Raw genomic sequence first — 22687 nt, 5'->3', positions numbered from 1 at the left:
GGAGGCGAACGCCTCCGGGGTTTTGTCTATCGGCCGATTACCAGCCGATAACCGGGCAGTTGGGCGCGCGGCCGAAGTCCACGGTGACGCGGTCGCCCCATTTGCGACCCCTGACCGTGATCGAGCGACGGTTGATATCGACAATGCGTGCGCGACGGATGCCCATGCGTTCGGCCTTGTTCAGTGCGCGGTTGGCCGTGCACTGGCGGCGGACATGGCGGCGCTCCCAGCGGCCGCGGCGATCATGGCGATCATAACGGTCACGGCGATGCCACCGGCGATCGTCGTCGCCGACATAGACGCCGAAGCGCGCATCGCCATTGCCGCCGAAATTGAGATAGAGGCCTTCGGCCTGCGCCGACGTAGCCGGAATGGCCGCGAGCGTGCCGAGAGCGATGAGAGCCGAAAGGCCCGCGGTCTTGAGCGTCTTGAACATTATGTTCTCCTTTGCTGACGCGTGATCTGTCTTCGCCGAAGCGATGAGACGACAGTGCGCCAGCCAAGCTGAACCGGCCACGAACTGGCTGTTCATACGCGGTTCATGTCGCAATTTTTTGGGAATAAAGGGTTTTCGGCTCGACACGCGGCAGAGACAAGGCGAGTCGCGATTCAGGTCAGGATGCAGCTTAAGGCTCGTCCTCGACCATATGCTCGAAAAAATCTTCGGGATCGGTCAGTTCGTCCTCGCGGGCGGTGGTGCGCCCGCGCATGGAGATGCCGGCCTCGTGGACCGTCTCGTCGCTTCCCGACACAAGCCGGTGCCACCAGTAGAGATCCCTGCCCTCCGCCACCAGCCGATAGGCGCAGCTTTGCGGGAGCCAGGAGATGGTGCGCACATTTGCGGGCGTGAGCCCGACGCAGTCGGGAACGCGGGCAAGCCGGTTGGCATAGTCGGAGCAGCGGCAGGTCTGCGCGTTGAACAAGCGGCAGCCGACCGTGGTCCAGTAGATCTCGCCGGTATCCTCGTCCTCGAGTTTGGAAAGGCAGCATTTGCCGCAACCGTCGCAGAGCGATTCCCACTCGGCGAGGCTCATTTCCTCCAGCGTCTTGGTTTTCCAGAACGGCTCGTCCATCGCAGGCATGTGGCCCGCCCACACGGGCAGGTCAAGCGCCTGCAACTGCGTTTTCCGACCCGACCACGGTATCGCCGCGATCCCGACGCCTTGCCGCCCGGCAATAGCCGCCTGGCTGCCCGGTTCCGGGCCGGCGCGGAACAAAGTTGCGTGATTGATGTTGTGTCCGGGATGGGACCCCACAGGAGAATTTGTCGATGAAACGCTCACCACGGTTTCTGGCAGGAACCGCAGTCGGCCTGCTGATGGCATCCGCCCCGTTGGGCGCCGTGCCGTTGAACGACGGCGTGCAAACTGCTTTCCAGCCTAGGGCGCAAAATGCGTTGTCCGCGAATAATATGATCTTTGCCCAGGCCGAAGAGACCGAGGAACAACGCCTGCTTCGGCAGCGGCGCGAGCAGGAAGGGGAGGCCCAGGAGGCCCCGGCCGAAGAACCCGAGCCTGCACCAGAGCCGGAGCCAGAACCAGAGCCCGAACCAGAACCAGAACCCGCGCCTGAACCCGAGCCAGAACCTGCGCCGGAGCCCGAGCCAACTCCTGAACCGGAACCCGAAGCTGCTCCCGCTGAACCTGAGGAACCGACCGAACCTGCGGAGCCTGCTGAGCCTTCCGAACCCGCCCAGCCGGCTGAGCCTGCTGAACCGGCCGAGCCTGCGGAGCCCGCCGAACCGCCTGCTGAAGGCGAGCCACCCGCCGAGCCTGCTGAGCCCGCTGAACCGGCTGAGCCTGCGGAACCGGCCGAACCACCTGCTGAAGGCGAGCAACCCGCTGAACCGGCTGAGCCTGCCGAACCGGCTGAGCCACCTGCTGAAGGCGAGCAACCCGCTGAGCCGGCTGAGCCTGCCGAACCGGCCGAGCCACCTGCTGAAGGCGAGCAGCCTGCTGAGCCGGCCGAACCCGCTGAAACGCCTGCCGAAGGCGAGCAGCCGGCGGAAGGCACTGAAGCCCCGGTGCTCGACAGCCAGAAGGAAGCGCCTCCGGCAGAAGGCGAAGCACCTGCCGAACCTGCTCCCGAGGGCGAAGCGCCTGCCGAGGGCGAGCAGCCGGCAGAGACTGCGCCGGAAGGCGAGCAGCCAGCGCCTGCTGAGCAGCCCGCCGAGGCGGCTCCGCCGCCCGAAAGCGACGAAGAGGCCCAAGCCGAAGAGGCACGTCCGGAACGGATCGAGTCGATCACCGTCGAGGAAGGCCAGCGCATCGAGCGTCCCCGCGATTTCCGCGAGGAACGGCGTGAGGATGTGGAGATCGTTCGAGAAGTCGGGGATCGTTATATCGTCGAGTTCAACAACAACATCTATGTCGAGAGCCCGGATCGCGAACGCCTCGTGGTCGACGCACGGGAGGTCTATTACGAGGAACTCCCGCGCGGCCGCACCCGCGAAGTGATCGTGCGGCCGGACGGTACGCGGGTGGTCACTATCCGCAACCGCTACGGCGATATCCTCCGCCGCTCGAAATTCACGCCCGACGACCGGGAGGTCGTGCTGGTCTATGTCGACGAGCGCGACTACGACCGGGTGCTGGAATGGCGCGATCCGGGCGCGGACCTGCCACCGCTCCGTCTCACGATCCCGGAGGAGGAGTACATTCTCGACGCCGAGGCCGTTGAGGATCCGGAGGCGTATTACACCTTCCTCGAACAGCCGCCGGTCGAAAGGGTCGAACGCACCTATTCGATCGCCGAGGTAAAGCGCTCGGCCCGCATTCGCGACAAGGTGCGGCGCGTCGACCTCGACACGATTAACTTTGAGTTCGGCTCGGCGGAAATCGCCGAAAGCGAGATCGCCGACCTCGAAGGCGTTGCGCAGGCCATGGAACGGCTGCTCGAGCAGAACCCGGCCGAAACCTTCCTGATCGAGGGCCACACAGATGCTGTCGGCACCGATGTCGCCAATCTGGCGCTTTCGGATCGCCGCGCCGAAGCAGTCGCGACGGCTCTATCAGGTTCGTTCGGCATTCCGCCGGAGAACCTGGCGCCGCAGGGTTATGGCGAACAGTACCTCAAGGTGAACACCGAGGGACCTGAGCGCGAGAATCGTCGTGTCGCCATCCGCCGCATCACCCCACTGGTGGCGCCGGTGGCGAGCGCGCAGTAAAGGAGATCACAATTTCGCGATTTGGTGGCTCCGGCCATTGAATCGCGGGATTCTCCCTCACAGATGCAAGCTTCCCTGCCCCGTCCCGCCTCCAGCGGGACAATGGCAAAAGAACCCGGCCGGTCCCCACCGGCCGGGTTTTTCATTCAAGCCTGCCCGTTATCCCCCGGTAAATGCCACGTTGCGGCGCGCGGCTCGCGGCTCTATTCAGTGAGCCGGGAGGGGTGCGGATGAAACCAGCGACCGGGGCAACGCCGCTTATCGCGCTCGACGCCGTCGCCCTCGACACCGAGACCACCGGGCTCGACACCGCCAAGGCGCGCATTGTCCAGATCGGCGCCATCGCGATCTCGCGCGGCCGCATCCTCGACGGCCGGCAGATCGAAATGCTGGTCGATCCGGAGATCGCCATTCCCTCGGCTTCGACCCGCATCCATGGCATCACCAATGCCATAGTGCGCAACGCGCCTGCCTTTGCCTCCGCCTGGACGGCCGTGCAGGCTTTCGTTGAAAACGGCATCATTATCGGCCACGCCATAGGTTTCGACCTGTCGATGCTGGAGCGTGAGGCCACACGCGCCGGGCTCTCTTGGAAAAAGCCGCGCTCGCTCTGCGTCAGGCTGCTGGCGCGGCTTGTGCAACCCGGCCAGACCGACCTGTCGCTCGACGCTATCGCCGCCCGGCTCGGCATCGTTATCGAGGACCGGCATTCGGCGCTGGGCGACGCCAGGGCGGCGGCGGAGATTTTCGTGGCGCTGCTGCCAAAGCTCCAGGAACGCGGCATACGGACGCTTGCCGAGGCCGAGCGCGCCTGCATGGAGCAGAGAGCCGAGCGCGAAACCGGCCATCGCGCCGGCTGGGCCGATCCGGTCTCCAGGCCGGCGCCGCCTTCGTTCCGCTCCGTCGACCCGTTCGCCTATCGCCACCGTGTCGGCGAACTGATGAGTTCCCCGCCGGTCGTCGTGGTGCCGTCCATCAGCGTGATGGACGCCATCGCGCTGATGATCGCGCGCAGGATAAGCTCGCTGTTCGTGGCTGATCCGGCCGAACCCGGCCAACCGCTTGATGCCTACGGCATCGTCACCGAGCGCGACGTGATGCGCCTCCTGGCCTCCGACAGCGAACAAGCGCTCGCAACGCCCGTCGACGGTATCGCCTCGCGCCCGTTGGCTTCGATCCGGGAGCAGGCCTTCGCCTACCGTGCCGTCGGCCGCATGGACCGCCTGGGGATCCGCCATCTCGCCGTGCGCCATGAAGACGGCAGGTTGGCGGGCGTCGTTTCGGCGCGCGACCTGCTGAAGCTGCGGGCGAGTGCTGCGATCAATCTCGACGACACGATCGAGCACGCCGCCTCCCCCGCGGAAATGGCGGCTGCGTGGGCGATGCTGCCCGGCGTCGCCGACGCGCTGATTGCCGAAGGGATCGACGCGCGGGCCATAGCCGAAATCGTCAGTGAGGAGCTTTGCGCCATGACCCGTCGCGCGGCAATCCTCGCCGAGGCGGAGATGGCGCGCGAAGGCCACGGGCCACCGCCCTGCCCCTTTGCGGTGCTCGTGCTCGGTTCGGGCGGCCGCGGCGAGAGCTTGCTCGCTGCCGACCAGGACAACGCCATCGTCTTTGCCGAAGGCGATCCGGACGGACCGGTGGATCGCTGGTTCGCGCGGCTCGGCGAAAAAATCGCCGACCTGCTCGACCAGTCGGGCGTGCCCTACTGCAAGGGCGGGGTGATGGCGAAGAATGCCCTGTGGCGCGGCTCGCTCGGCCATTGGAAGGAGCGCGTAGCCGACTGGATCGGCCGCTCGCGGCCGCAGGATCTGCTCAATGTCGACATCTTCTTCGATCTGAGACCGGTCCACGGAGATCTCGCGCTCGGCGAGGCGCTTTTCGCCCATGCCTACGAGCTCGGCCATACCCGCCCCGATTTCGCCAAGCTGCTTGGCGAGCAAGTCGCGCCCGGAAATCCGTTCACACTGTTCGGCGGCCTCCAGCTCGAAGACGGCCGCATCGACCTGAAGCTGCACGGCCTGTTCCCGGTGGTGGCCATGGCCCGCACGCTGGCGATCCGCCACGGCATCCGCGCACGTAGCACGCGCGAACGCCTCGAAGGCCTGATCGGGCTCGATATTGGCGGCGACCAGGACATGACCGCCATGGTGTCTGCCCACAGCGTCCTTCTGGCGCTATTGCTCGCCCAGCAGACCCGCGATCTCTATGCCGGGCTGCCGGTATCAAACCGCGTTGAGCTGGTAAAACTCGACAAGGCGCAACGGACCGAACTGAAAGCGGCGCTGAAGGCGCTGCAGCCCGCTTCCGACCTCGTCCGCGACCTGATGTTCGGGTGACAACTGCCTAACCGAACGTCCGCGCCACCTTGGTGTCGGTCTTTTCAAACACCTCGTCGGGTACAAAGAAATCTCCCGCCAGCGGCCCCTTGGCTCCGGGCGCATATCCAGAAAAGTCCGTAACGCCTTGTTCTTTCAGAACAAGTTCGTCGATGAAGAAATTACCGGTGGTCTCGCGCGACGGCTTCGTCAGGATCGCGTGCGCGGCGTCGGCCATGATTTCGGGCGAGCGGCTCATCGAAGCGACGGCCTCGCCGCCGAGCAGATTGCGCACCGCAGCCGTGTCGATCGCCGTCAGCGGCCACAGCGAATTGACCGCGATGCCATCCTTCCGGAACTCCTCGGCCATGCCGAGCGTGCACATCGACATGCCGAACTTGGCCATCGTGTAGGCGACGTGATTCTTGAACCATTTCGCGCTCATATCGAGTGGCGGTGCCAGATTCAGAATGTGAGGATTTTCCGCTAACTTAAGGTAAGGAATGCACATTTTCGATACGAGGAACGTGCCACGCGTGTTGATCTGGTGCATCAGATCATAGCGCTTCATGTCCGTCTGAAGCGTGCCGGTGAGCTGGATGGCGCTGGCATTGTTGATGCAGATGTCGATGCCGCCGAATTTTTCGACGGTCTTCTCGACGGCTTGCACTACCTGCTCCTCCTCCCGAATGTCGCATAGCACCGGCAGCGCCTTGCCGCCCACCGCCTCGATCTCGTCGGCCGCCGTGTAGATCGTGCCGGGCAGCTTCGGATGCGGCTCCGCCGTCTTGGCGGCAATGGTCACATTGGCGCCGTCGCGCGCCGCGCGAAGCGCGATCGCCAGCCCGATGCCGCGCGAGCCGCCCGAGATGAAAAGCGTCTTGTTCTTCAGCGACATGGTTGGTCCCTCTCCTTACGCCGGCATTCAGTTAGTCGTCACGATCGTGTCTGTCGAGCCTGCCTTGACGCCCGACACCCCCACTCCCACCGAACCGGTCTTCACCCTGGTCGTCGCAGTCCCATCGGCAATGGTCGTGCCGAATACGCCGCCACCCATGGCGCAGCCGGACAAGGCCATCGCAATCAGGGCTGCTGCAAGGCAGGTCGGGATCTTTCGGACAAAGCACATGGACATCACCTCTCTAGCATTCTTCTCCGAAATGCCAGCAGGGACCAACAATTCGTCCTTTTCGCGGATTCTGTCGATGGCGAAAACGCCTTGCCCGCCATGGCGTCAGCCTGGCGTTCCCTCCAGATACTGCGCCGAAAATTCGGCGCTCGGCGGGATCGGCTTGATGATGTCGATCAGCACGCCGTTGGGGTCGGCGGTGATGAAATGGCGCTGGCCGAAAGCCTCGTCGCGCAGCGTGTGCAAGATCGGCAGGCCCGCCGCCTTGGCTCGCTCATACTCGGCATCCGGGTCCTTGACTTCGAAGTTGAGGATCAGGCCCGACACACGTCCCCTGCCCGCCTCAGGGATAGTTTCGTGGCTTCCGTCCATGATAGCGAGGTTGACGCGTTTGTCCTCGGACGACTGCAGATGGACGTACCAGCCGCCGTCGAACACGCGCGCGAAGCGGAAATGCCTGACATAGAAGTCGGCGGTACCGGCGACATCGTCTGTCATCAGCACGGGATAGTAGCTGGTGGTTTTCATGGCTTCCAATCTCCTTCGAACATACATACAGTTTGCATGTATCTCCAATTAACATACAGGCTGCATGTATGCAACAGGATTCAACACGCCGCTCCAACCGCGAGCGCACAGAAGCCACGCGCGGCGACCTGCTCGCAGCGGCAAAGAAACTCTTCGTTGAAAAGGGTTATGGCGACACCTCAACCCCGGAAATCGTTGCTTCCGCCGGCGTCACGCGCGGCGCGCTCTATCACCATTTCGCCGACAAGCGTGCTTTGTTCCATGCCGTGGTGGAAGAAGAAGCCGCCGCCGTTGCCGAAGAGATCGAGATGGCAACGCCCGACACGCTCGGTCCCCGCGACGCCCTGCTCACCGGCGGCCTGGCTTTTTTCAACGCCATGGCCGTTTCGGGCCGCACCCGTCTGCTACTCCTCGATGGGCCGGCCATACTCGGCCGCGAGACGATGGACGGGATCGACAGCCGCCACGGTACGCGCACGCTGCGCGAAGGCATCGCCATGGCGGTGCGCTCGGGCGCGATGAAGAAGCTGCCGGTCGCCGCGGTGACCGCCCTGCTCTCGGCAGCCTTCGACCGCGCCGCACTCGCCATAGAAACGGGCGCGTCGGCGCGGGATTATCTGAAGTCGCTCGAGGCTCTGATCGACGGATTGATGACGGAAGGACATGACCCCGCCGAAAACCGGCCCCGGATTCGTGGACCGCTCGGAGGCTGACCCAAGCCACTATCGGAATGCTTAGCTAAAAACCTTGTCGCCCTGCTCGTCGACCAGTTGGATGCCCTTCTTCAGCGACACCTCGACTGCATCGTCGAGCGAGGCAAAGCGGTCGGCGCGGATGAATTTGTGCTCCTTCTGCACGCCGCCGATTTCCTTCGAGACGATGCCGCAGGTCTGGTACTGCCCATCAGCCTTGTAGGGTGTGGCGCTGACCAGGAATCCCTTGTGCTCGACCTGGCGGGCGACGACCGGAGCCGAAGCGTCAGCCACCTTATCACCACCGCCGAAAAGCCGCTTCAGGAAGGACATGCTTCACCTGCTCCGTTTTGCAGTCGAGCGTACCCCGTTCGGCCGGGGAGGTCGAGACCTGCCCGGCCGGGGCGAGGAAAGATCACGCGGTTCAGCCGAGCGAATTGATGATCTCGCGGTAGGCGGCTTCCGGAAACGCCTTCAAGGTGCGGGTGCGCACATTGCCGCCCATGCCGAGCTGTAGCGCGAACCGCGCCGCCACCGCATCGTCCGGCGCCTCGCACACGGCCACCATGTCGTATTCACCCATGGTGAGGTAGAACTCCCTGAAAGAGCCGCCCATGTCGGCCAGCGACTTTCTCGCGGCGTCGAGGCGTTTCGGCGAGTCGCGCACGTTCTTCACGCCCTGTTCCGTCCAATTCACCAGCATGATGTAAGTGGTCATGAAACACCTCCTCCGGCGCACAGGCGCGGGGTTGGGCGTGGGGCGCGCGGCGCCGGGATTGTCGCCCCATTCCGCCTGCCCGGACAGTATGAACCCGCTCAGGCCGGCCGGCAAGGAAGCTGGCGCCGCCCGCGCTCAATCATCCGCCGAGATGCAGCACGATCTCGCGCCGATGCGGGCTTTCGCGATGCTCAAAGAGATAAAGCCCCTGCCATGTGCCGAGCGCCAGCCGCCCGGAGGTGACCGGAACAGACAGCGAAACGGCGGTGAGCGCCGCCTTGATGTGAGCCGGCATGTCGTCCGGCCCCTCCGTCGTGTGGACCACCCAGCGCATTGACGGATCGTCGGACGGCGGAACCAGGCGGCGGAAGAATGCGTCGAGATCGCGCCGCACGTCCGGATCGGCGTTTTCCTGGATCAGCAGCGAACAGGACGTATGCCGCACGAAGACCGTGAGCAGCCCAGTCTCGACGCCGGCCTCCCGAACGAATGTCTTGGCCCGGTCGGTGAACTCGTAGAGGCCGGGACCGGAGGTCGAAATTGTGAGCGTCGACTGAGGCAAGCGCTCGCCAAACTTATGCGGGGTTGAGGCCGAGGCGGCTCAGGCAATAGCTTACGGCCTCGGCGCGAGTGGCGGCAATCTCTTCCGCCGGCCCGATTTCGAGCACAGTGCGGTAGCCCTCCGCGCCCAACTGGCGATAGACGTAGGTGACGACGCTGTTGGCGTCGATCACCCAGACTTCCGGAATGCCGAAAGCGGCATAGACGCTGATCTTGCGGCCGCGATCGTAGGCAAGGCTGGTGTCGGCGACCTCGACCGCGAGCAGCACGTCCGGCCCGCGCATGTCGCCGGGGGCGATGGAGCGCGGGAATACGCAGAAATCCGGTTCGAGAAACGCCTTCTCGTCAAGCCGCAGCGTGGTCTCCGGCACGATACGAAGATCAGTCAAGCCGAGCCTTTGGAAATACTCGTTAAGCTCTGCCTTCACCAGTTCATGGCGCGCACCCTTGGGCGACATCGGCACAACCTCCCCACCGATCAGCTCGAATCGCTCGTCCTCTTCGATGATGCCGGCCGCCACCATCGCCTCGATTTCCGCAACCGTCCACGGCCGGCGCGGCAGGCCTTCGGCAGCCTGCGTCGTAAGCGGCATGGGCTGGAGCGGGGCGGTGTGCTCGTTCATGAATTCAGCCTAGCACAAATATCGTATCGCCTCACCAGCGGCCTTTTCGGCGGTTCCAGGCGTAGAGAAGATCGGCGAAGCGGTCATAAGCGAAGCGCGTTGCCGGCAAAAGCAGCGGATTGCCGGCCAGGGAGGCGAGCCACCCCTCGCCCGGCATCAGGCGCCATATGGCAATGGCCACGTCCGCCCCGACCAGCAGGTTTCCATCCGCATCGATGGCGTGCAGCCGGCGGCGGATGTTTTCCAGCGAAGCGCCATGCGCGGCCAGCGCAGCGGGCTCGAGATTGATGTCGCGGAATGCAATCCGTCCGGCCTTGACCGCCCCGATCAGCCGCCGCTTCTGCCTGCTGATGCCGGCGTCGCAGACCGGGCAGCGAGTATTGTACCAGACAGTCAGCGCCGGCGCGGAGGTGTTGATCATTCCATGATTCCTGCGCCCCTCGCGACGACCTGTTCAAGGGCATGAAAAAAGCGAGAGCTGTTTCGGCCCCCGCTTTTTTTCAATTGACTGCATGCGACCCGGCGGTGCCGAGATCCCGTTAGCTGTCCAGGAAGCTCCGCAGCTTCCTGGACCGGCTCGGATGCTTCAGCTTCCTCAGCGCCTTGGCCTCGATCTGACGGATGCGCTCGCGTGTCACCGAGAACTGTTGGCCGACTTCCTCCAGCGTGTGGTCGGTGTTCATGCCGATGCCGAAGCGCATCCTGAGCACGCGCTCCTCGCGCGGGGTGAGCGAGGCAAGCACGCGCGTCGTCGTCTCGCGCAGATTGGCCTGGATCGCCGCGTCGATCGGCAGGATCGCCATCTTGTCCTCGATGAAATCGCCGAGATGCGAATCCTCCTCGTCGCCGACCGGGGTTTCGAGCGAGATCGGCTCCTTGGCGATCTTCAGCACCTTGCGCACTTTTTCGAGCGGCATTGCGAGCTTCTCGGCCAGTTCCTCCGGCGTCGGCTCGCGGCCGATCTCGTGCAGCATCTGGCGCGAGGTCCTGACGATCTTGTTGATCGTCTCGATCATGTGCACCGGAATGCGGATGGTGCGGGCCTGGTCGGCGATCGAGCGAGTGATCGCCTGCCGGATCCACCAGGTGGCGTAGGTCGAGAACTTGTAGCCGCGGCGATATTCGAATTTGTCCACCGCCTTCATCAGGCCGATATTGCCTTCCTGGATCAGGTCGAGGAACTGCAGGCCGCGGTTGGTGTATTTCTTCGCGATCGAGATCACGAGGCGCAGATTGGCCTCGACCATCTCCTTCTTGGCGATCGCCGCTTCGCGCTCGCCCTTCTGGACCTGGTTCACGATCTTGCGGAATTCCGCGATCGAGATCGCCGTCTCGGTGGCGAGGTTCTGGATTTCCGAGCGCAGGTCGCGGATCGCGTCCTTCTCGTTCCTGGTGAATTCCTTCCAGCCGCGCGCGGAGAGGTTGGAGATCGACTTGATCCAGTTGGGGTCGAGTTCCGAGCCCTGGTATTCCTGCAGGAAGCTCTCGCGGCGCACGCCGTAGCTTTCCGCGAGGCGCAAAAGCTTGCCCTCGTTCTGCACCAGGCGCTTGTTGATGTCGTAGAGTTGCTCGACCAGCGATTCGATGCGCGCATTGTTGAGCGACAGCGACTTCACCGCCGTGATCAGCTGGTCCTTCAGCTCCTTCAGGCGGCGGTCCTGGCTCGGCGACAGCGTGCCGGCGGCGGCAAGCCGGTTCTCGACCTGCTGGTCCTGCAGTTTGCGCAGCTTCTTGTAGGTGTCGGCGATAACGTCGAGCGTTTCCATGACCTGCGGCCGCAGTTCCGCCTCCATGGCGGCCAGCGACAGCGAGGCCTCGTCCTCGTCTTCGTCTTCGTCTTCCGCCAGCCCGCGCATATCGCCGCTGACATTGGTGATGTCGTCGTCCTCGCGCACGGAAGGCCGGCGCTGGCTGTGCTCTGGTGTCTTGGGCCGCTCAAGCTCTTCCTGGCGCTCGGGCGTCGGCGCCTGCTTGGCTTCAGGCCCGGCATAGGTCGCCTCGAGGTCGATGATTTCGCGCAGCAGGATCTTGGCTTCGTTGAGCTCGTCGCGCCAGATGATGATGGCCTGGAAGGTCAGCGGGCTTTCGCACAGGCCCGCGATCATCGTCTCGCGGCCGGCCTCGATGCGCTTGGCGATGGCGATTTCGCCCTCGCGCGACAGAAGCTCGACCGAGCCCATCTCGCGCAGATACATGCGCACCGGGTCGTCGGTGCGGTCGGTCGGCTCTTTCTTGGTCGTGGTGGCGGCGACCGCCGTGCCGGTCTGCTCGGCAAGCTCGTTGGCGTCTTCCTCGGCATCGGCGGCCGTCGGCTCGCCTTCGGCCTCTTCGCCGGTCTCATCGTCCTCGACGACGTTGATGCCCATGTCCGACAGCATGGACATGGTGTCCTCGATCTGCTCCGAGGTCACTTCCTCCGACGGCAGCACCGAGTTCAACTCGTCCATGGTCACATAGCCGCGCTTCTTGGCGGCCTTGATCATCTTCTTGACAGCGTCATCGGAAAGGTCGAGCAAAGGGCCGTCGGTGGCAGCTTCGCGTTCGGTCTCGACCTCTTCCTTCTCTGGTTTCGCCATGCTTCTTATTATCTCCAAGCGGCCGGATCGTGCGGAGCGCTGAAACTGTTGAACCGGCAAACCGACCGCAACTGTTCGACCGCTATGAAAAGCCGCCGCCCTTGCGTCTGGTCCCCGATTACTGATGATATCTGTGGCGGGATTTTTTCCCGTCCAGCCTATCAGCTCCGTTCCGTCGATGTTGGGTGCGGATTGTGCCCGCAGGTTAACTTTTCGAATCGTCCTGATTCCGCCATTCCGGCGGAAGGTCAAGCGGCTGTCGCATGATTCGCGTTAAAAAAGCGAATCAATTGCCATGTTTCTTGGAGCCTGTTCCGTTCAGACAAGCCGGAACGGGACTCCAGTCATTATTTTGCCGCATGATCTTTTCCGAAAGCCTGCAGCTTTTCGCAGCGCGGACCTTCGGTTTCGGGATCATGCTAGGCCCGGTCCACACGCCCGGACGAAATGCCGAAACCCTCGATAAGCGCTTCGGTCGCCTGAACGTCGTGGAACTGGGCCTGGATTTCGACAAGGTGGCGATAGTTTTCGTCTGTCGGATCTGTCGCCAGTGCCGTCTCCGCCACTTTCAGTTCCTTATGTAAGGTACTCGCGCTACGGTGCAAGTGCAGCGCCTGCGCGAAGGCGTCGCGGGCATCCTCTATCGCCGCCTCCTCCATCACCGGCCACAGCCGCGCCCGCCGGACCAGCGCCATCGCCCGCTGCCAGGCATCCGCCAGCCCCGCCTCGCCTATCCTTGCGATGATCGCAGAGCTATCGTCGGTCACGCCGTGCGCCACCGCATCGATCAGCGCGCTGTGCAGCAGCCGCAGGTCCGGATGCGAAAGGTCGAGCGTTTCGACATGGTCGAAATTCTCGTCGATCAGCGCTGGATGATTGACCAGCGCCGCGACGATCGCCGTTTCGCGCAGCGGCATGACGCCGCCGGCGCGCTTGACCATAGCCGAACGCGCCAGGCTGTCCGACACCGCCAGCCGTCCCGCCGCCGGGCCAGCGCCGCCCCTCCCCCATTGGCCGCCCTGGCCCTTGCTGAAATTCCTGTCCCGCTCGCCGTGCCTTGGCTGTTGCCGGCTCCGCTGCGCGCCGAAAAAGGCCAGCACCCGCTCGCGCATGTCCTGCGCGTAGTGATAGCGGACGCTCTCGTCCTTGATGCGCGAAGTGAGTTCGCGCAGCGTCTTTTCGAGTTCGGCGCGCCGCTCGGGCGTGTCGAACACCCCACCCGAAGTCTCGCGCATCCACAGAAGATCCGACAGCGGCCGCGCCTCCGAAAGCACGGCCCTGAACGCCTCCGGCCCGTCGGCCTTGACCAGATCGTCAGGATCCTTGCCCTCCGGCAGCAGTGCAAAACGCGCCGTGCGTCCCGCCTGAACCGCCGGCAGCACCATGTCGGCGGCGCGCCACGCCGCCCGAAAGCCGGCCTGGTCGCCGTCAAAGCACAGCACCGGCTCGCCGGTCATGCGCCACAGAAGTTCGAGCTGGTTCTCAGTCAGCGCGGTGCCGAGGGGCGCCACGGCGTTGTCGAAGCCGGCCTGCGCCAGCGCGATCACGTCCATATAGCCTTCGACGGCGATCACCGTGCCGTCCTTGCCCATGCCCTTCCGGGCGCGGGCGAAATTGTAGAGCACATTGCCCTTGTGGAAGAGCTCGGTGTCGGGCGAGTTCAGGTACTTGGCCGAGATTTCCGGCGACAGCGCCCGCCCGCCGAAGGCGATGACCTTGCCGCGGGAATCCTCGATCGGAAACATGATGCGGTCGCGGAAGCGATCGTAGGAGACCGGAACGTCCTCGAACACAGTCAGGCCGCAGGCTTCCATCTGCGCCTTCTCGACGCCTTTGCCGGCCAGGAATTCCTTGAGCGCGTTGCGGCTGTCGGGGGCATAGCCGAGGCGGAAGGCCTGCTGCGTGGCCGAAGCCAGGCCGCGCTCGCGCAGATACGCGCGGGCTTTGGCGCCGTCCGACGATTGCAGCCGCTCCTGGAAGAAGACCGTCGCCATTTCCATGACATCGGTCAGGCTGGCGCGCTGCTTCTCGCGCCGTTCCGCCGCCTCGTCGCGCGCCGGCATCGGCACGCCGGCCAGTTCGGCTATCTTCTCGACCGCCTCAGGAAAGCCCATCCCGTCGAGTTCGGTGAGAAACTTGAAATGGTCGCCCGAAACCCCGCAGCCGAAGCAGTGATAGCGGCCCTTCTTGTCCTCGCAGTGGAAGCTCGGCGATTTTTCGCCGTGAAACGGACAGCAGGCCCAGTAGTCGCCACGCGCCGCGTTCGTCTTCCTGCGGTCCCACGAGACGCGCGCGCCGATGACCGATGAAATCGGCACGCGGTCGCGAATCTCGTCGAGGAAGGAAGGCGGAAAGCGCATGGGATGTGGATCTCTCTTTCCGATATATAGGCTGAGCAGGCGTGCAAAGCGAACAGCCATTTCCGGCATTCCCGCGATTCACAGGTGCTCTGCGACCCGCGTATAAGAAAAGCTGAAGCCGGCCTCACAAAATCTGGCTTGCATGGAGCCATTCACGCATGATTTGAGGCCTAACCTCTAAGTTGCGTGCCCGCTATGTCCCTGCCGCTGGTTGCCCTTTTCATCGCCGCCTTTGCCTTCGGCACGACCGAGTTCGTCATTGCCGGCGTGCTGCCGCAGGTGGCGGAGGGCCTCGACGTGTCCATTCCGACGGCTGGCTACCTTGTCTCCGGCTACGCACTCGGCATCGCGCTCGGCGGTCCGCTTCTCACCATCGCTACGGCGCGCCTTTCCCGCAAGACGCTGCTGATCGGCCTCGCCGGCGCCTTCACCGCCGGCCAACTCGCTTGCGCATTGGCGCCGGGATTCGCAGAAATGCTTCTCATCCGCATCGCGGTGGCGATTGCGCACGGCGCCTATTTCGGGGTCGCGATGGTAGTCGCCGTCGGTCTCGTGAAGGAGGAACGACGCGGTATGGCCGTCGCGCTCATCCTGGCGGGCCTGACTGTCTCCAACATCGTCGGCGTGCCGGCCGGTACGGCTATCGGCAATCTCTTCGGTTGGCGCGCGACCTTCTGGGCAATGTTAGCGCTCGGACTGCTCGCCACGGCCGCAATGATTGCACTGCTTCCGCGGGCGAATGGACGCTCGGCCCGGCCGGCTGGCTTTCTGCGCGAAGTGCAGGTGCTCGGCCGCCAGCAGGTCTGGACCTCGCTGATCCTCATGCTGATGCTGATGATCGGCCAGTTCGTGCCCTTCACCTATATCGCTCCCATGCTGCGCGAGGTCACCGGCATCGGGGCCGACATGATCCCCTGGGTGCTGCTGCTCAACGGCGTCGGCGCCACGGCGGGCGTGTTCATCGGCGGCAGGCTCGCCGGCTGGAAGCTGATGCCATCGCTCATTGCCATGTTCGCGCTGCAGGGGGTCGTACTCGCAGCGATGTATCTGGTCAGCCCCTACCCGCTCCCCATGGTCGCAGTCATCACTCTGTGGGGAGGTATCAATTTCGCCATCGGCACGCCGATCCAGACCCGCATCCTGGGCTGGACGGCGGACGCGCCCAACCTCGCCTCGTCGCTTATCCCGGCTGGCTTCAACATCGGCATCGCGCTCGCCGCCTCCGTCGGCTCCATGCTGCTCGCGAGCGGCATGAGCTATCGCAGCTTGCCCCTCCTGGGCGTGCTCGCCATGATCGTGGCAACCGCCGTGGCCTTCGCCTCCTATACATCCGAGCGGCGCAACGGAGCCAGGCCGCCACTGACCGCGCCGGCGACCTGAACTGCGGCCCCTGGGCAGCATCTCCCGTGTCCGCAACGCCCGCAACGTGGCGCGTCCATCCTGAATGTGCTAGATTACAGCCATGAATGCGACTCTGAAGAACCTGCTGCATGCGGCCGAGACCTGGACCCCCGAGGAACAGGCGGAACTCGCGGATTTTGCGCGCGTCATTGAAGCGCGCCGCACCGGGATTTATGAACTTGACGAAGACGAGTTGGCTGCTGTCGAAGAAGGTTTGGGTCAAGCAGACCGCGGCGAATTCGTCACCGACGGTGATCTCAGGGAAATGTCCCGGCGCTTTGGCGCATGAAACTGCGCTATACTTCGCGAGCGTATACCGATCTCGAATCAATTCTCTCATACTTGGCGAAGCAGTCGCCTGAGGGCGCGCGTAACGTTCTGTCGCGGATAAACCGCGCGACCGATCAATTGGCGTCGCAGCCGTATTCCGGCAAAGCGACAAGCCGCCCTGACATTCGCGTATGCATGATAGGACGTTATCCGTACAAAGTCTTCTACCGCATCGTGCAGGGTGAAATCCAGATAATCCACATCCGACACACGGCGCGTAGGCCGTTTGAACTGAAGTGAATCATATCCCAGTCCCGTCTCCGGCACGCCGCGTCGGCAGGGAACAGCTTCGCGCAATGGACGCGGATTACATTAACCGGCTAAGCTTCACGGCCGACGGAACAACGCCGCGATTCGCCGATTGGATGAGATGATCTTGCGCTTCAATTTCCATGCACAGCGCGCCGGCTGCCCGGCATGAGCGGGTCCGTCGTTCTCCTGCACCTTGCGGGCGCGGTGGCGCTGCTGCTGTTCGCCACGCGCATGGTGCGCACCGGCGTCGAGCGCGCCTATGGCGACGTGCTGCGCCATCGCCTGCGCTCTGTGCTGCGCAATCCGGTGCTGGCCATCCTCGCCGGCGCAGCGCTTGCCATCTGCCTGCAGAGCGCCACCGCCGTTGCCCTGCTGGTCGGCTCGTTCAGCGGCGCGGGCATCGTCGGCGGCACGTCCGGCCTGCTCGCCGTGCTCGGCGCCGATGTCGGCTCCGCGCTGGTCGTCAAGCTGCTGAGCTTCGACCTGTCGCTGCTGGTGCCGCTCTGCCTCGCCGCCGGGACCGCCATGTTCATGGCCACCGAGCGCCGTGACTGGCGCCAGTTCGGCCGCATACTCGTCGGCGTAGGCCTTCTGATCCTGTCGCTGCGCATGATCGGCGAAGCGTCCGAGCCGCTGCGCGAAAGCCCCATCCTGCCGGTCGTCGTCAATTATCTCTCAAGCGACCCGGTCACGGCGTTCCTGCTTGCCGCCATCATGACCTGGCTGTTCCATTCCAGCGTCGCGGCGATATTGCTGGTCGTTGCGCTGGCTGCGCGCGGCCTCATACCCGTCGAACTCGGCCTCGTGCTGGTGCTGGGCGCCAATCTCGGCGGCGGCGTCATCGCCGTCATGCTATCGCGCGCGGCGATCCCCAAGGCCAGGATCGTGCCGCTCGGCAATCTCATAATGCGCGGCACGGGCGCGCTTGCCGCGCTCCTTGTTCTTATCTTCTTTGCGCCGCCGCTCGATTGGCTGGGCGCTACCGTGCCCGACCAGCTGATCCATGGCCACATCGCGTTCAACCTTATGCTTGCGCTGCTCGGCATCCCGCTTGCCGGCCTCGTCCACCGTCTGGCCGGGCGGATCGTGGCGCTCGGCGCGCCGGAGGCCCAACCGGCATCGCTCGCCGCCACCGAGCTTAGCGCGCTCGACGAGGCAGCGCTCGACACGCCCTCGCAGGCGCTCGCCAACGCCACCCGCGAGGTGGTGCGGGTCTGCGAAACTGTGGAGATCATGCTCCAGCGCATCATCGAGCTCTATGTCGAGGCCGACCAGGACAAGATTAACGCCCTGTCGGCGCTCGACGACCGCGTCGACCGCAAGCATGCGGCGATCAAGCTCTATCTGGCCAAGGTGACCAGCCGCACGCTTTCCGAAGCCGACGCGCTGCGCTGCCAGGAGCTTATCGGCGCCTGTGTCAAGCTCGAGCAGGTCGGCGACATTATCGTGCGCAACATGCTGGTCCATGTGCAGAAGAAGTTCGACCGCGGGCTGGAGTTCACCGAACAGGGCTGGCGCGAGCTGACCGCCTTCCACACCTCCGTGGTGGCCAATGCCAAGCTGGCCTTCAACGTGCTGGTGTCGCGCGATTCGGAAACCGCGCGGCAGTTGGTGCGGGAGAAGGACCGGCTGCGTGACCTCGAAAAGCGCTCCAGCCAGAGCCATTTCGAACGCCTGCGCGAAGGCACGGCAAAGAGCGTCGAGACCAGCTCGATCCATCTCGATACCATACGCGACCTGAAGCAGATCAATTCGCTGCTGGCTTCGATGGCCTATCCCGTGCTCGAAGAACGGGGATTGCTCAGCGGCTCGCGGCTGAAGGCCGGCTGACTTCAAATTCCCGATCAGCGGCCCTTGGCGCTCGAATTTTCGTTGCGCTTGTCGGCGCTCGTGACCTTGCCTTTGGAAGCCTTGGAGCCGCCGCCCCATTCCTGCGCCTTCTGCTGTTGGCTGCCGCCCTCCTTGCTCGGGTGAACGGCCTTGTCGCTGCCGCTGGCGCGCTTGTTCGAGATCGGCTTTTCGCGGTCTGGCATCTGAGCCTCCATCTTTCCCGCAAAACCTCTGGAGCGCGAAAGCGTTCCGACGATAGCGTCGCGATTCTGGGGGCCGACGGACCTGCCGGTCGCCGGTTTTTCTCCCATTTTGTGAACCTCTCGCCCTTTGCCGCATTCAAGCTCATGGCGACCAGCGGCGGCGATCCATTGCAGAACCCGTTTGCGCGCAGCCTCCGCGTCGCAATCCACGAAGGATCCTGTCATGCCGAACGCTGCCGATATTCTCATTGAGACCCTGATAAAATGGAATGTCGAAGTGGTCTTCGGCCTTCCCGGAGACGGCATAAACGGCATCATGGAGGCGCTGCGGACGCGTCAGGACCGCATCCGCTTTATCCAGGTGCGGCATGAGGAATCCGCCGCCTTCATGGCCTGCGCCTACGCCAAGTGGACCGGCAGGCTGGGAGTATGCCTGGCGACCTCCGGGCCTGGCGGAACCCATCTGCTCACCGGCCTTTACGACGCCAGGCTGGACCAGGCGCCGGTTCTCGCCGTCACCGGCATGCAGTTCCACGATCTGATCGAAACCTTCACCCAGCAGGATGTAGATCTGACGCGGGTCTTCAACGACGTGACCGTCTTCAACGCGCAGGTCTCCGACGCGGTGCATATGGAAAACCTCGCCGGCCTTGCCTGCCGTTCGGCGTTGGCCGAGCGAGGTGTCGCGCATTTGTCGATCGCCAGCGATGTGCAGGAACTGGCGCTCGACGAATCCCGGCGCTCGAAGCGCAACCGCCCGTCGCACACGCCGGACCAGTGGTTTGAGGGCGACAGGCTGCCTGATGCACGGCAGGTTGAGAACGCTGCGAAGATACTCAATGCGGCGAAGAAGGTCGCCATCCTCGCCGGACAGGGCGCACGGAGCGCCAGGCAGGAGCTGGAGCGCGCCGCCGACCTGCTCGCCGCCCCGGTCGCCAAGGCGCTGCTCGGCAAGGCGGTGCTGCCGGACGATCATCCGCACACCACCGGTGGCATCGGCATCCTCGGCACCCTGCCCTCGCAGGAAGCGCTGAAGGAGTGCGACGCGCTGCTCATCGTCGGCTCGACCTTCCCCTACATCGAATATTACCCCGAGCCGGGCAAGGCGCGCATAGTGCAGATCGACCGCGACGCGCAACGCATCGGTCTGCGTTGTCCCGTGGAAGCCGGGTTGGTCGGCGACGCGGCCCAGACGCTGCGCCTCCTCAACGAAAGGCTCACACAGAAGGCCGATCGCGGCTTCCTGGAAAAGGCGCAGGCCGGCATGGCGCGCTGGCGCGAAATGATGGCGCTGTCGGAAAGCCGGACCGACGTTCCGATGAAGCCCCAAGTCATAGTCAAGGCGTTGGGGCGCCGCATGCCCGACAACGCGATCCTGACGACCGATTCCGGCCAGAACACCGAACTCGCCGCCCGCCACATCGACCTGAGGGCCGGCCAGGAGTTCGGCGTCTCCGGAGCGCTGGCCTCGATGGCCTGCGGTCTGCCCTACGCGATTGCCGCCGGCATCGCATTTCCCGGTAGACCGATATTCTCCGTCGTGGGCGATGGCGGCTTCGCCATGCAGCTCGGCGAATTCTCGACCGCCGTGCGCTACGGCATTCCGCTCAAGTTGCTGGTGCTGAAAAACGGCATGCTCAACCAGATCGCCTGGGAGCAGATGATGTTCCTCGGCAATCCCCAGTTCGGCTGCGAATTGCAGCCCATCGACTTTGCGATGGCCGCCGAGGCGATGGGCGGGATCGGGCTCAGCGTTACCCGCCCGGACGAGATTGAGGGCGTACTCGACGCCGCCTTCGCGGCCGATGGCCCGGTGGTGATCGAGGCGGTTGTCGACGCTTACGAGCCGATGATGCCGCCGAAAATGCCGCCGGACTACGCAAAGAACTTCCGCAAGGCGCTGCCCCAGACGCCGGGGCACGAACAGATCGAAGAGAACGTCAGTCACGAGCCGCTTAGCTCGATGATGGCCGGAAGCTCGTAAATTCGAGGAGGCAGCCATGCTTGACCTGTCGAAGGCGCGCGACCGCATGGTCGATGTCCACTTGGCCCGTCGCGGCGTGCGCGACCGCAACGTGCTCGCCGCCATGCGCGAGGTGCCGCGCGAAAAATTCGTCGAACCCGGCTTCGAGGAATTCGCCTATGAGGATGGGGCTCTGCCGATCGGCGAAGGCCAGACCATCTCTCAGCCCTACATCGTCGCGCTGATGATCGAGGCGGCGGAAGTGAAACCTGGAGATAGGGTGCTCGAAGTCGGCGCCGGCTCCGGCTACGCCGCCGCCGTGATGAGCCGCATCGCCAAAAGTGTCCACGCCATCGAGCGCCATGCCGCACTTGCCGAAGCCGCGACACAGCGGTTCGACAGGCTGGGCTATGCCAATATCGAGCTGCGGGTCGGCGACGGCACCAAGGGTTGGCTCGAGGCCGCGCCCTTCGACGCCATACTGGTCGCGGCCGCCGGCCCCTCGACGCCGCAGGCGCTCAAGGACCAGCTCGATGTCGGCGGCAGGCTGATTATTCCGGTCGGCGAGGAGCCGCGCAACCAGCGACTGCTGAAGATCACCCGCACCGGCGGCACTACCTTCGAGGAGGAGGACCTCGGCGCGGTCATGTTCGTACCGCTCGTCGGCGAACAGGGCTGGGCGGAAAACGGCAGCCGCTCCGCCACCAACCATCTGCCCGGCCATGTCGCCGGGCGCAGCCTGCCGGAGATGATCGCGGCGGCAGCCGAACGCCTGCCCGGCTTCGACGACCCGGCCTTCGGCCGGCTCTTCGACCGCTTTGCCGATCGCCGTGTCGTTCTGCTCGGCGAGGCGAGCCACGGCACCTCGGAATTCTACCGCGCCCGCGCGGCCATCACCCGCCATCTGATCGAGAAGCACGGCTTCACCATCGTCGCCGTCGAGGCGGACTGGCCCGACGCCGCCGCTGTGGACGGCTATGTGCGCCACCGGCCGGCCAGGGAGCGCGCCGAACTCCCCTTCCAGCGCTTCCCCACCTGGATGTGGCGCAACACCGATGTCGCAGCCTTCACCGACTGGATGCGCCAGCACAATGAGGGCGTGGCCGACCCCGAGCGCCAGGCCGGCTTTTACGGCCTCGACATCTACAATATGCGCGGCTCGATTGCCGCGGTGCTGGCCTATCTCGACAAGGTCGATCCGGAAGCTGCCGCGGTCGCCCGCGAGCGCTACGGCTGCCTCACGCCCTGGCAGAGGGAGCCGTCCACCTACGGGCGCGCGGTGCTCACCGCCGGCTACCGCAAATGCGAGCAGGCGGTCATCGACCAGTGCCGGGAGCTTCTGGCAAGCCGGCTCGAATACACCTTGCAGGACGGCGAGAGCTTCCTCGACGCTGCGCAGAATGCGCGTCTCGTCGCCTCGGCCGAACGCTACTACCGCATCATGTATTATGGCGGCGCGGAATCCTGGAACCTGCGCGATACCCATATGTTCGAGACGCTGGAACACCTGCTCGAGGCTCGCGGGCCGCAGTCCAAGGCAGTGGTCTGGGCGCACAACTCCCACATCGGCGACGCCCGCTATACCGACATGGGCGCGATGCGCGATGAGTTGAACATCGGCCAGCTCTGCCGCGAACGCTTTGGCGACCAGGCGGCGCTGATCGGCTTCGGCACCCACACCGGCACTGTCGCCGCCGCCACTGATTGGGACGGCGACATGGAGGTTAAGCGGGTCCGGCCCTCGCACCGCGACAGCTACGAGCGGCTCTGCCACGATGCCGGCGTGGCGCGCTTCCTGCTCGATCTCGGCCGTGACGAGGCGCTGCGCCGACGGCTTTTGGAACCGCGGCTGGAGCGCTTCATCGGCGTTATCTACAGGCCCGATTCCGAGCTGATGAGCCATTATGCCGACGCCTCGCTGCCGCAGCAGTTCGACGCCTTCGTCTGGTTCGACGAAACCCAGGCGGTGACGCCGCTCGGGCCGGAGCACGTCAAGCCCGGCGTTCCCGACACCTATCCGTTCGGCCTCTAGGT

At 64.6% G+C, this 22687-nt stretch carries 23 protein-coding genes; 9 read left to right on the top strand and 14 right to left on the bottom strand.

What is annotated here, in order from left to right:
- Nucleotides 1-37: 37 nt before the first annotated feature.
- From MAXJ12_RS10170 to MAXJ12_RS39840, 3 genes are all read right to left on the bottom strand, one after another.
- Nucleotides 38-436, bottom strand: a complete 399-nt coding sequence (locus MAXJ12_RS10170; protein ID WP_008835748.1) for a hypothetical protein — start codon at nt 434-436, stop codon at nt 38-40.
- Between the two features lie 190 nt (nt 437-626).
- On the bottom strand, nt 627-1073 hold the full coding sequence (locus MAXJ12_RS10165; protein WP_040585680.1) for a YcgN family cysteine cluster protein: 447 nt from the start codon (nt 1071-1073) through the stop codon (nt 627-629).
- Between the two features lie 206 nt (nt 1074-1279).
- Nucleotides 1280-1894 (bottom strand): hypothetical protein, encoded by a 615-nt coding sequence (locus MAXJ12_RS39840; RefSeq protein ID WP_008835746.1) that lies wholly within the window; start codon nt 1892-1894, stop codon nt 1280-1282.
- Between the two features lie 129 nt (nt 1895-2023).
- Between MAXJ12_RS39840 and MAXJ12_RS39835 the strand changes: the two genes are divergently transcribed.
- Complete coding sequence (locus MAXJ12_RS39835) at nt 2024-3166, top strand: OmpA family protein (RefSeq protein WP_008835745.1); 1143 nt, start codon at nt 2024-2026, stop codon at nt 3164-3166.
- A gap of 230 nt (nt 3167-3396) precedes the next feature.
- Nucleotides 3397-5508: a DUF294 nucleotidyltransferase-like domain-containing protein gene (locus MAXJ12_RS10155; RefSeq protein ID WP_008835744.1), complete on the top strand. Its 2112-nt coding sequence runs from the start codon at nt 3397-3399 to the stop codon at nt 5506-5508.
- 7 nt (nt 5509-5515) lie between these two features.
- On the opposite strand, the gene MAXJ12_RS10150 is transcribed toward MAXJ12_RS10155, so the two are convergent.
- From MAXJ12_RS10150 to MAXJ12_RS10140, 3 genes are all read right to left on the bottom strand, one after another.
- Nucleotides 5516-6385 carry an SDR family oxidoreductase gene (locus tag MAXJ12_RS10150; protein WP_008835743.1) on the bottom strand — a complete coding sequence of 290 codons (870 nt, stop codon included), beginning with the start codon at nt 6383-6385 and terminating at the stop codon, nt 5516-5518.
- A 27-nt stretch (nt 6386-6412) separates the two neighbouring features.
- Nucleotides 6413-6616, bottom strand: coding sequence for a hypothetical protein (locus tag MAXJ12_RS10145; protein WP_139043852.1), 204 nt, complete (start codon nt 6614-6616; stop codon nt 6413-6415).
- 105 nt (nt 6617-6721) lie between these two features.
- Entirely contained in the window at nt 6722-7144 is a 423-nt protein-coding gene (locus MAXJ12_RS10140) for a VOC family protein (protein ID WP_008835741.1), read from the bottom strand.
- Between the two features lie 68 nt (nt 7145-7212).
- On the opposite strand from MAXJ12_RS10140, the gene MAXJ12_RS10135 reads away from it, so the two are divergent.
- Entirely contained in the window at nt 7213-7857 is a 645-nt protein-coding gene (locus tag MAXJ12_RS10135) for a TetR/AcrR family transcriptional regulator (RefSeq protein WP_008835740.1), read from the top strand.
- A 21-nt stretch (nt 7858-7878) separates the two neighbouring features.
- Here the strand turns inward: MAXJ12_RS10135 and MAXJ12_RS10130 are convergent, their stop codons facing one another.
- The 7 genes from MAXJ12_RS10130 to dnaG all read right to left on the bottom strand — a co-directional run bounded on the left by MAXJ12_RS10130 (nt 7879) and on the right by dnaG (nt 14674).
- Nucleotides 7879-8169, bottom strand: a complete 291-nt coding sequence (locus MAXJ12_RS10130) for an HlyU family transcriptional regulator (protein WP_008835739.1) — start codon at nt 8167-8169, stop codon at nt 7879-7881.
- A 91-nt stretch (nt 8170-8260) separates the two neighbouring features.
- Nucleotides 8261-8554 carry a GYD domain-containing protein gene (locus MAXJ12_RS10125; RefSeq protein WP_008835738.1) on the bottom strand — a complete coding sequence of 98 codons (294 nt, stop codon included), beginning with the start codon at nt 8552-8554 and terminating at the stop codon, nt 8261-8263.
- A gap of 139 nt (nt 8555-8693) precedes the next feature.
- Nucleotides 8694-9116 (bottom strand): secondary thiamine-phosphate synthase enzyme YjbQ, encoded by a 423-nt coding sequence (locus tag MAXJ12_RS10120; RefSeq protein WP_008835737.1) that lies wholly within the window; start codon nt 9114-9116, stop codon nt 8694-8696.
- Between the two features lie 13 nt (nt 9117-9129).
- Complete coding sequence (locus MAXJ12_RS10115; protein WP_008835736.1) at nt 9130-9738, bottom strand: Uma2 family endonuclease; 609 nt, start codon at nt 9736-9738, stop codon at nt 9130-9132.
- A 31-nt stretch (nt 9739-9769) separates the two neighbouring features.
- Nucleotides 9770-10159 carry a thiol-disulfide oxidoreductase DCC family protein gene (locus tag MAXJ12_RS10110; protein ID WP_008835735.1) on the bottom strand — a complete coding sequence of 130 codons (390 nt, stop codon included), beginning with the start codon at nt 10157-10159 and terminating at the stop codon, nt 9770-9772.
- A gap of 118 nt (nt 10160-10277) precedes the next feature.
- Nucleotides 10278-12314: an RNA polymerase sigma factor RpoD gene (rpoD, locus tag MAXJ12_RS10105; protein WP_008835734.1), complete on the bottom strand. Its 2037-nt coding sequence runs from the start codon at nt 12312-12314 to the stop codon at nt 10278-10280.
- 419 nt (nt 12315-12733) lie between these two features.
- Nucleotides 12734-14674, bottom strand: a complete 1941-nt coding sequence (dnaG, locus tag MAXJ12_RS10100; RefSeq protein WP_008835733.1) for a DNA primase — start codon at nt 14672-14674, stop codon at nt 12734-12736.
- Nucleotides 14675-14869: 195 nt separating this feature from the next.
- On the opposite strand from dnaG, the gene MAXJ12_RS10095 reads away from it, so the two are divergent.
- The 4 genes from MAXJ12_RS10095 to MAXJ12_RS10080 all read left to right on the top strand — a co-directional run bounded on the left by MAXJ12_RS10095 (nt 14870) and on the right by MAXJ12_RS10080 (nt 18487).
- Nucleotides 14870-16054 carry an MFS transporter gene (locus tag MAXJ12_RS10095; protein WP_008835732.1) on the top strand — a complete coding sequence of 395 codons (1185 nt, stop codon included), beginning with the start codon at nt 14870-14872 and terminating at the stop codon, nt 16052-16054.
- A gap of 82 nt (nt 16055-16136) precedes the next feature.
- Nucleotides 16137-16364 (top strand): hypothetical protein, encoded by a 228-nt coding sequence (locus tag MAXJ12_RS10090; RefSeq protein ID WP_008835731.1) that lies wholly within the window; start codon nt 16137-16139, stop codon nt 16362-16364.
- Nucleotides 16361-16645: a type II toxin-antitoxin system RelE/ParE family toxin gene (locus MAXJ12_RS39985; RefSeq protein WP_008835730.1), complete on the top strand. Its 285-nt coding sequence runs from the start codon at nt 16361-16363 to the stop codon at nt 16643-16645. The genes MAXJ12_RS10090 and MAXJ12_RS39985 overlap by 4 nt, the downstream gene beginning before the upstream one ends.
- A 177-nt stretch (nt 16646-16822) precedes the next feature.
- Nucleotides 16823-18487, top strand: coding sequence for a Na/Pi cotransporter family protein (locus MAXJ12_RS10080; RefSeq protein WP_008835729.1), 1665 nt, complete (start codon nt 16823-16825; stop codon nt 18485-18487).
- A 14-nt stretch (nt 18488-18501) separates the two neighbouring features.
- Here MAXJ12_RS10080 and MAXJ12_RS10075 read toward each other — a convergent pair whose 3' ends face one another.
- On the bottom strand, nt 18502-18690 hold the full coding sequence (locus MAXJ12_RS10075) for a hypothetical protein (RefSeq protein WP_244421475.1): 189 nt from the start codon (nt 18688-18690) through the stop codon (nt 18502-18504).
- A gap of 223 nt (nt 18691-18913) precedes the next feature.
- On the opposite strand from MAXJ12_RS10075, the gene MAXJ12_RS10070 reads away from it, so the two are divergent.
- A complete protein-coding gene (locus tag MAXJ12_RS10070) occupies nt 18914-20674 on the top strand; it encodes a thiamine pyrophosphate-dependent enzyme (RefSeq protein WP_008835727.1) in 1761 nt (586 codons plus the stop codon).
- A 16-nt stretch (nt 20675-20690) separates the two neighbouring features.
- On the top strand, nt 20691-22685 hold the full coding sequence (locus MAXJ12_RS10065; protein WP_008835726.1) for a protein-L-isoaspartate(D-aspartate) O-methyltransferase: 1995 nt from the start codon (nt 20691-20693) through the stop codon (nt 22683-22685).
- The last annotated feature ends 2 nt before the right edge of the window (nt 22686-22687 follow it).

Source organism: Mesorhizobium alhagi CCNWXJ12-2 (assembly GCF_000236565.1).
Lineage (GTDB): Bacteria > Pseudomonadota > Alphaproteobacteria > Rhizobiales > Rhizobiaceae > Allomesorhizobium > Allomesorhizobium alhagi.
Note: the sequence above shows the minus strand (reverse complement) of the source record. Positions and strands in the feature narration are given on the sequence as shown.

Excerpts from the sequence above, each read along its gene's own strand:
- MAXJ12_RS10130 (WP_008835739.1), bottom strand. The coding sequence starts at position 8,169 with ATGTCCTTCCTGAAGCGGCTTTTCGGCGGTGGTGATAAGGTGGCTGAC.
- MAXJ12_RS10095 (WP_008835732.1), top strand. The coding sequence starts at position 14,870 with ATGTCCCTGCCGCTGGTTGCCCTTTTCATCGCCGCCTTTGCCTTCGGC.
- MAXJ12_RS10170 (WP_008835748.1), bottom strand. The coding sequence starts at position 436 with ATGTTCAAGACGCTCAAGACCGCGGGCCTTTCGGCTCTCATCGCTCTC.
- dnaG (WP_008835733.1), bottom strand. The coding sequence starts at position 14,674 with ATGCGCTTTCCGCCTTCCTTCCTCGACGAGATTCGCGACCGCGTGCCG.
- MAXJ12_RS10150 (WP_008835743.1), bottom strand. The coding sequence starts at position 6,385 with ATGTCGCTGAAGAACAAGACGCTTTTCATCTCGGGCGGCTCGCGCGGC.
- MAXJ12_RS10110 (WP_008835735.1), bottom strand. The coding sequence starts at position 10,159 with ATGATCAACACCTCCGCGCCGGCGCTGACTGTCTGGTACAATACTCGC.
- MAXJ12_RS10140 (WP_008835741.1), bottom strand. The coding sequence starts at position 7,144 with ATGAAAACCACCAGCTACTATCCCGTGCTGATGACAGACGATGTCGCC.
- MAXJ12_RS10125 (WP_008835738.1), bottom strand. The coding sequence starts at position 8,554 with ATGACCACTTACATCATGCTGGTGAATTGGACGGAACAGGGCGTGAAG.
- MAXJ12_RS10165 (WP_040585680.1), bottom strand. The coding sequence starts at position 1,073 with ATGGACGAGCCGTTCTGGAAAACCAAGACGCTGGAGGAAATGAGCCTC.
- MAXJ12_RS10080 (WP_008835729.1), top strand. The coding sequence starts at position 16,823 with ATGAGCGGGTCCGTCGTTCTCCTGCACCTTGCGGGCGCGGTGGCGCTG.
- MAXJ12_RS10155 (WP_008835744.1), top strand. The coding sequence starts at position 3,397 with ATGAAACCAGCGACCGGGGCAACGCCGCTTATCGCGCTCGACGCCGTC.
- MAXJ12_RS10065 (WP_008835726.1), top strand. The coding sequence starts at position 20,691 with ATGCTTGACCTGTCGAAGGCGCGCGACCGCATGGTCGATGTCCACTTG.
- MAXJ12_RS10090 (WP_008835731.1), top strand. The coding sequence starts at position 16,137 with ATGAATGCGACTCTGAAGAACCTGCTGCATGCGGCCGAGACCTGGACC.
- MAXJ12_RS10135 (WP_008835740.1), top strand. The coding sequence starts at position 7,213 with ATGCAACAGGATTCAACACGCCGCTCCAACCGCGAGCGCACAGAAGCC.
- MAXJ12_RS39985 (WP_008835730.1), top strand. The coding sequence starts at position 16,361 with ATGAAACTGCGCTATACTTCGCGAGCGTATACCGATCTCGAATCAATT.
- rpoD (WP_008835734.1), bottom strand. The coding sequence starts at position 12,314 with ATGGCGAAACCAGAGAAGGAAGAGGTCGAGACCGAACGCGAAGCTGCC.
- MAXJ12_RS10145 (WP_139043852.1), bottom strand. The coding sequence starts at position 6,616 with ATGTGCTTTGTCCGAAAGATCCCGACCTGCCTTGCAGCAGCCCTGATT.
- MAXJ12_RS10070 (WP_008835727.1), top strand. The coding sequence starts at position 18,914 with ATGCCGAACGCTGCCGATATTCTCATTGAGACCCTGATAAAATGGAAT.
- MAXJ12_RS10115 (WP_008835736.1), bottom strand. The coding sequence starts at position 9,738 with ATGAACGAGCACACCGCCCCGCTCCAGCCCATGCCGCTTACGACGCAG.
- MAXJ12_RS10075 (WP_244421475.1), bottom strand. The coding sequence starts at position 18,690 with ATGCCAGACCGCGAAAAGCCGATCTCGAACAAGCGCGCCAGCGGCAGC.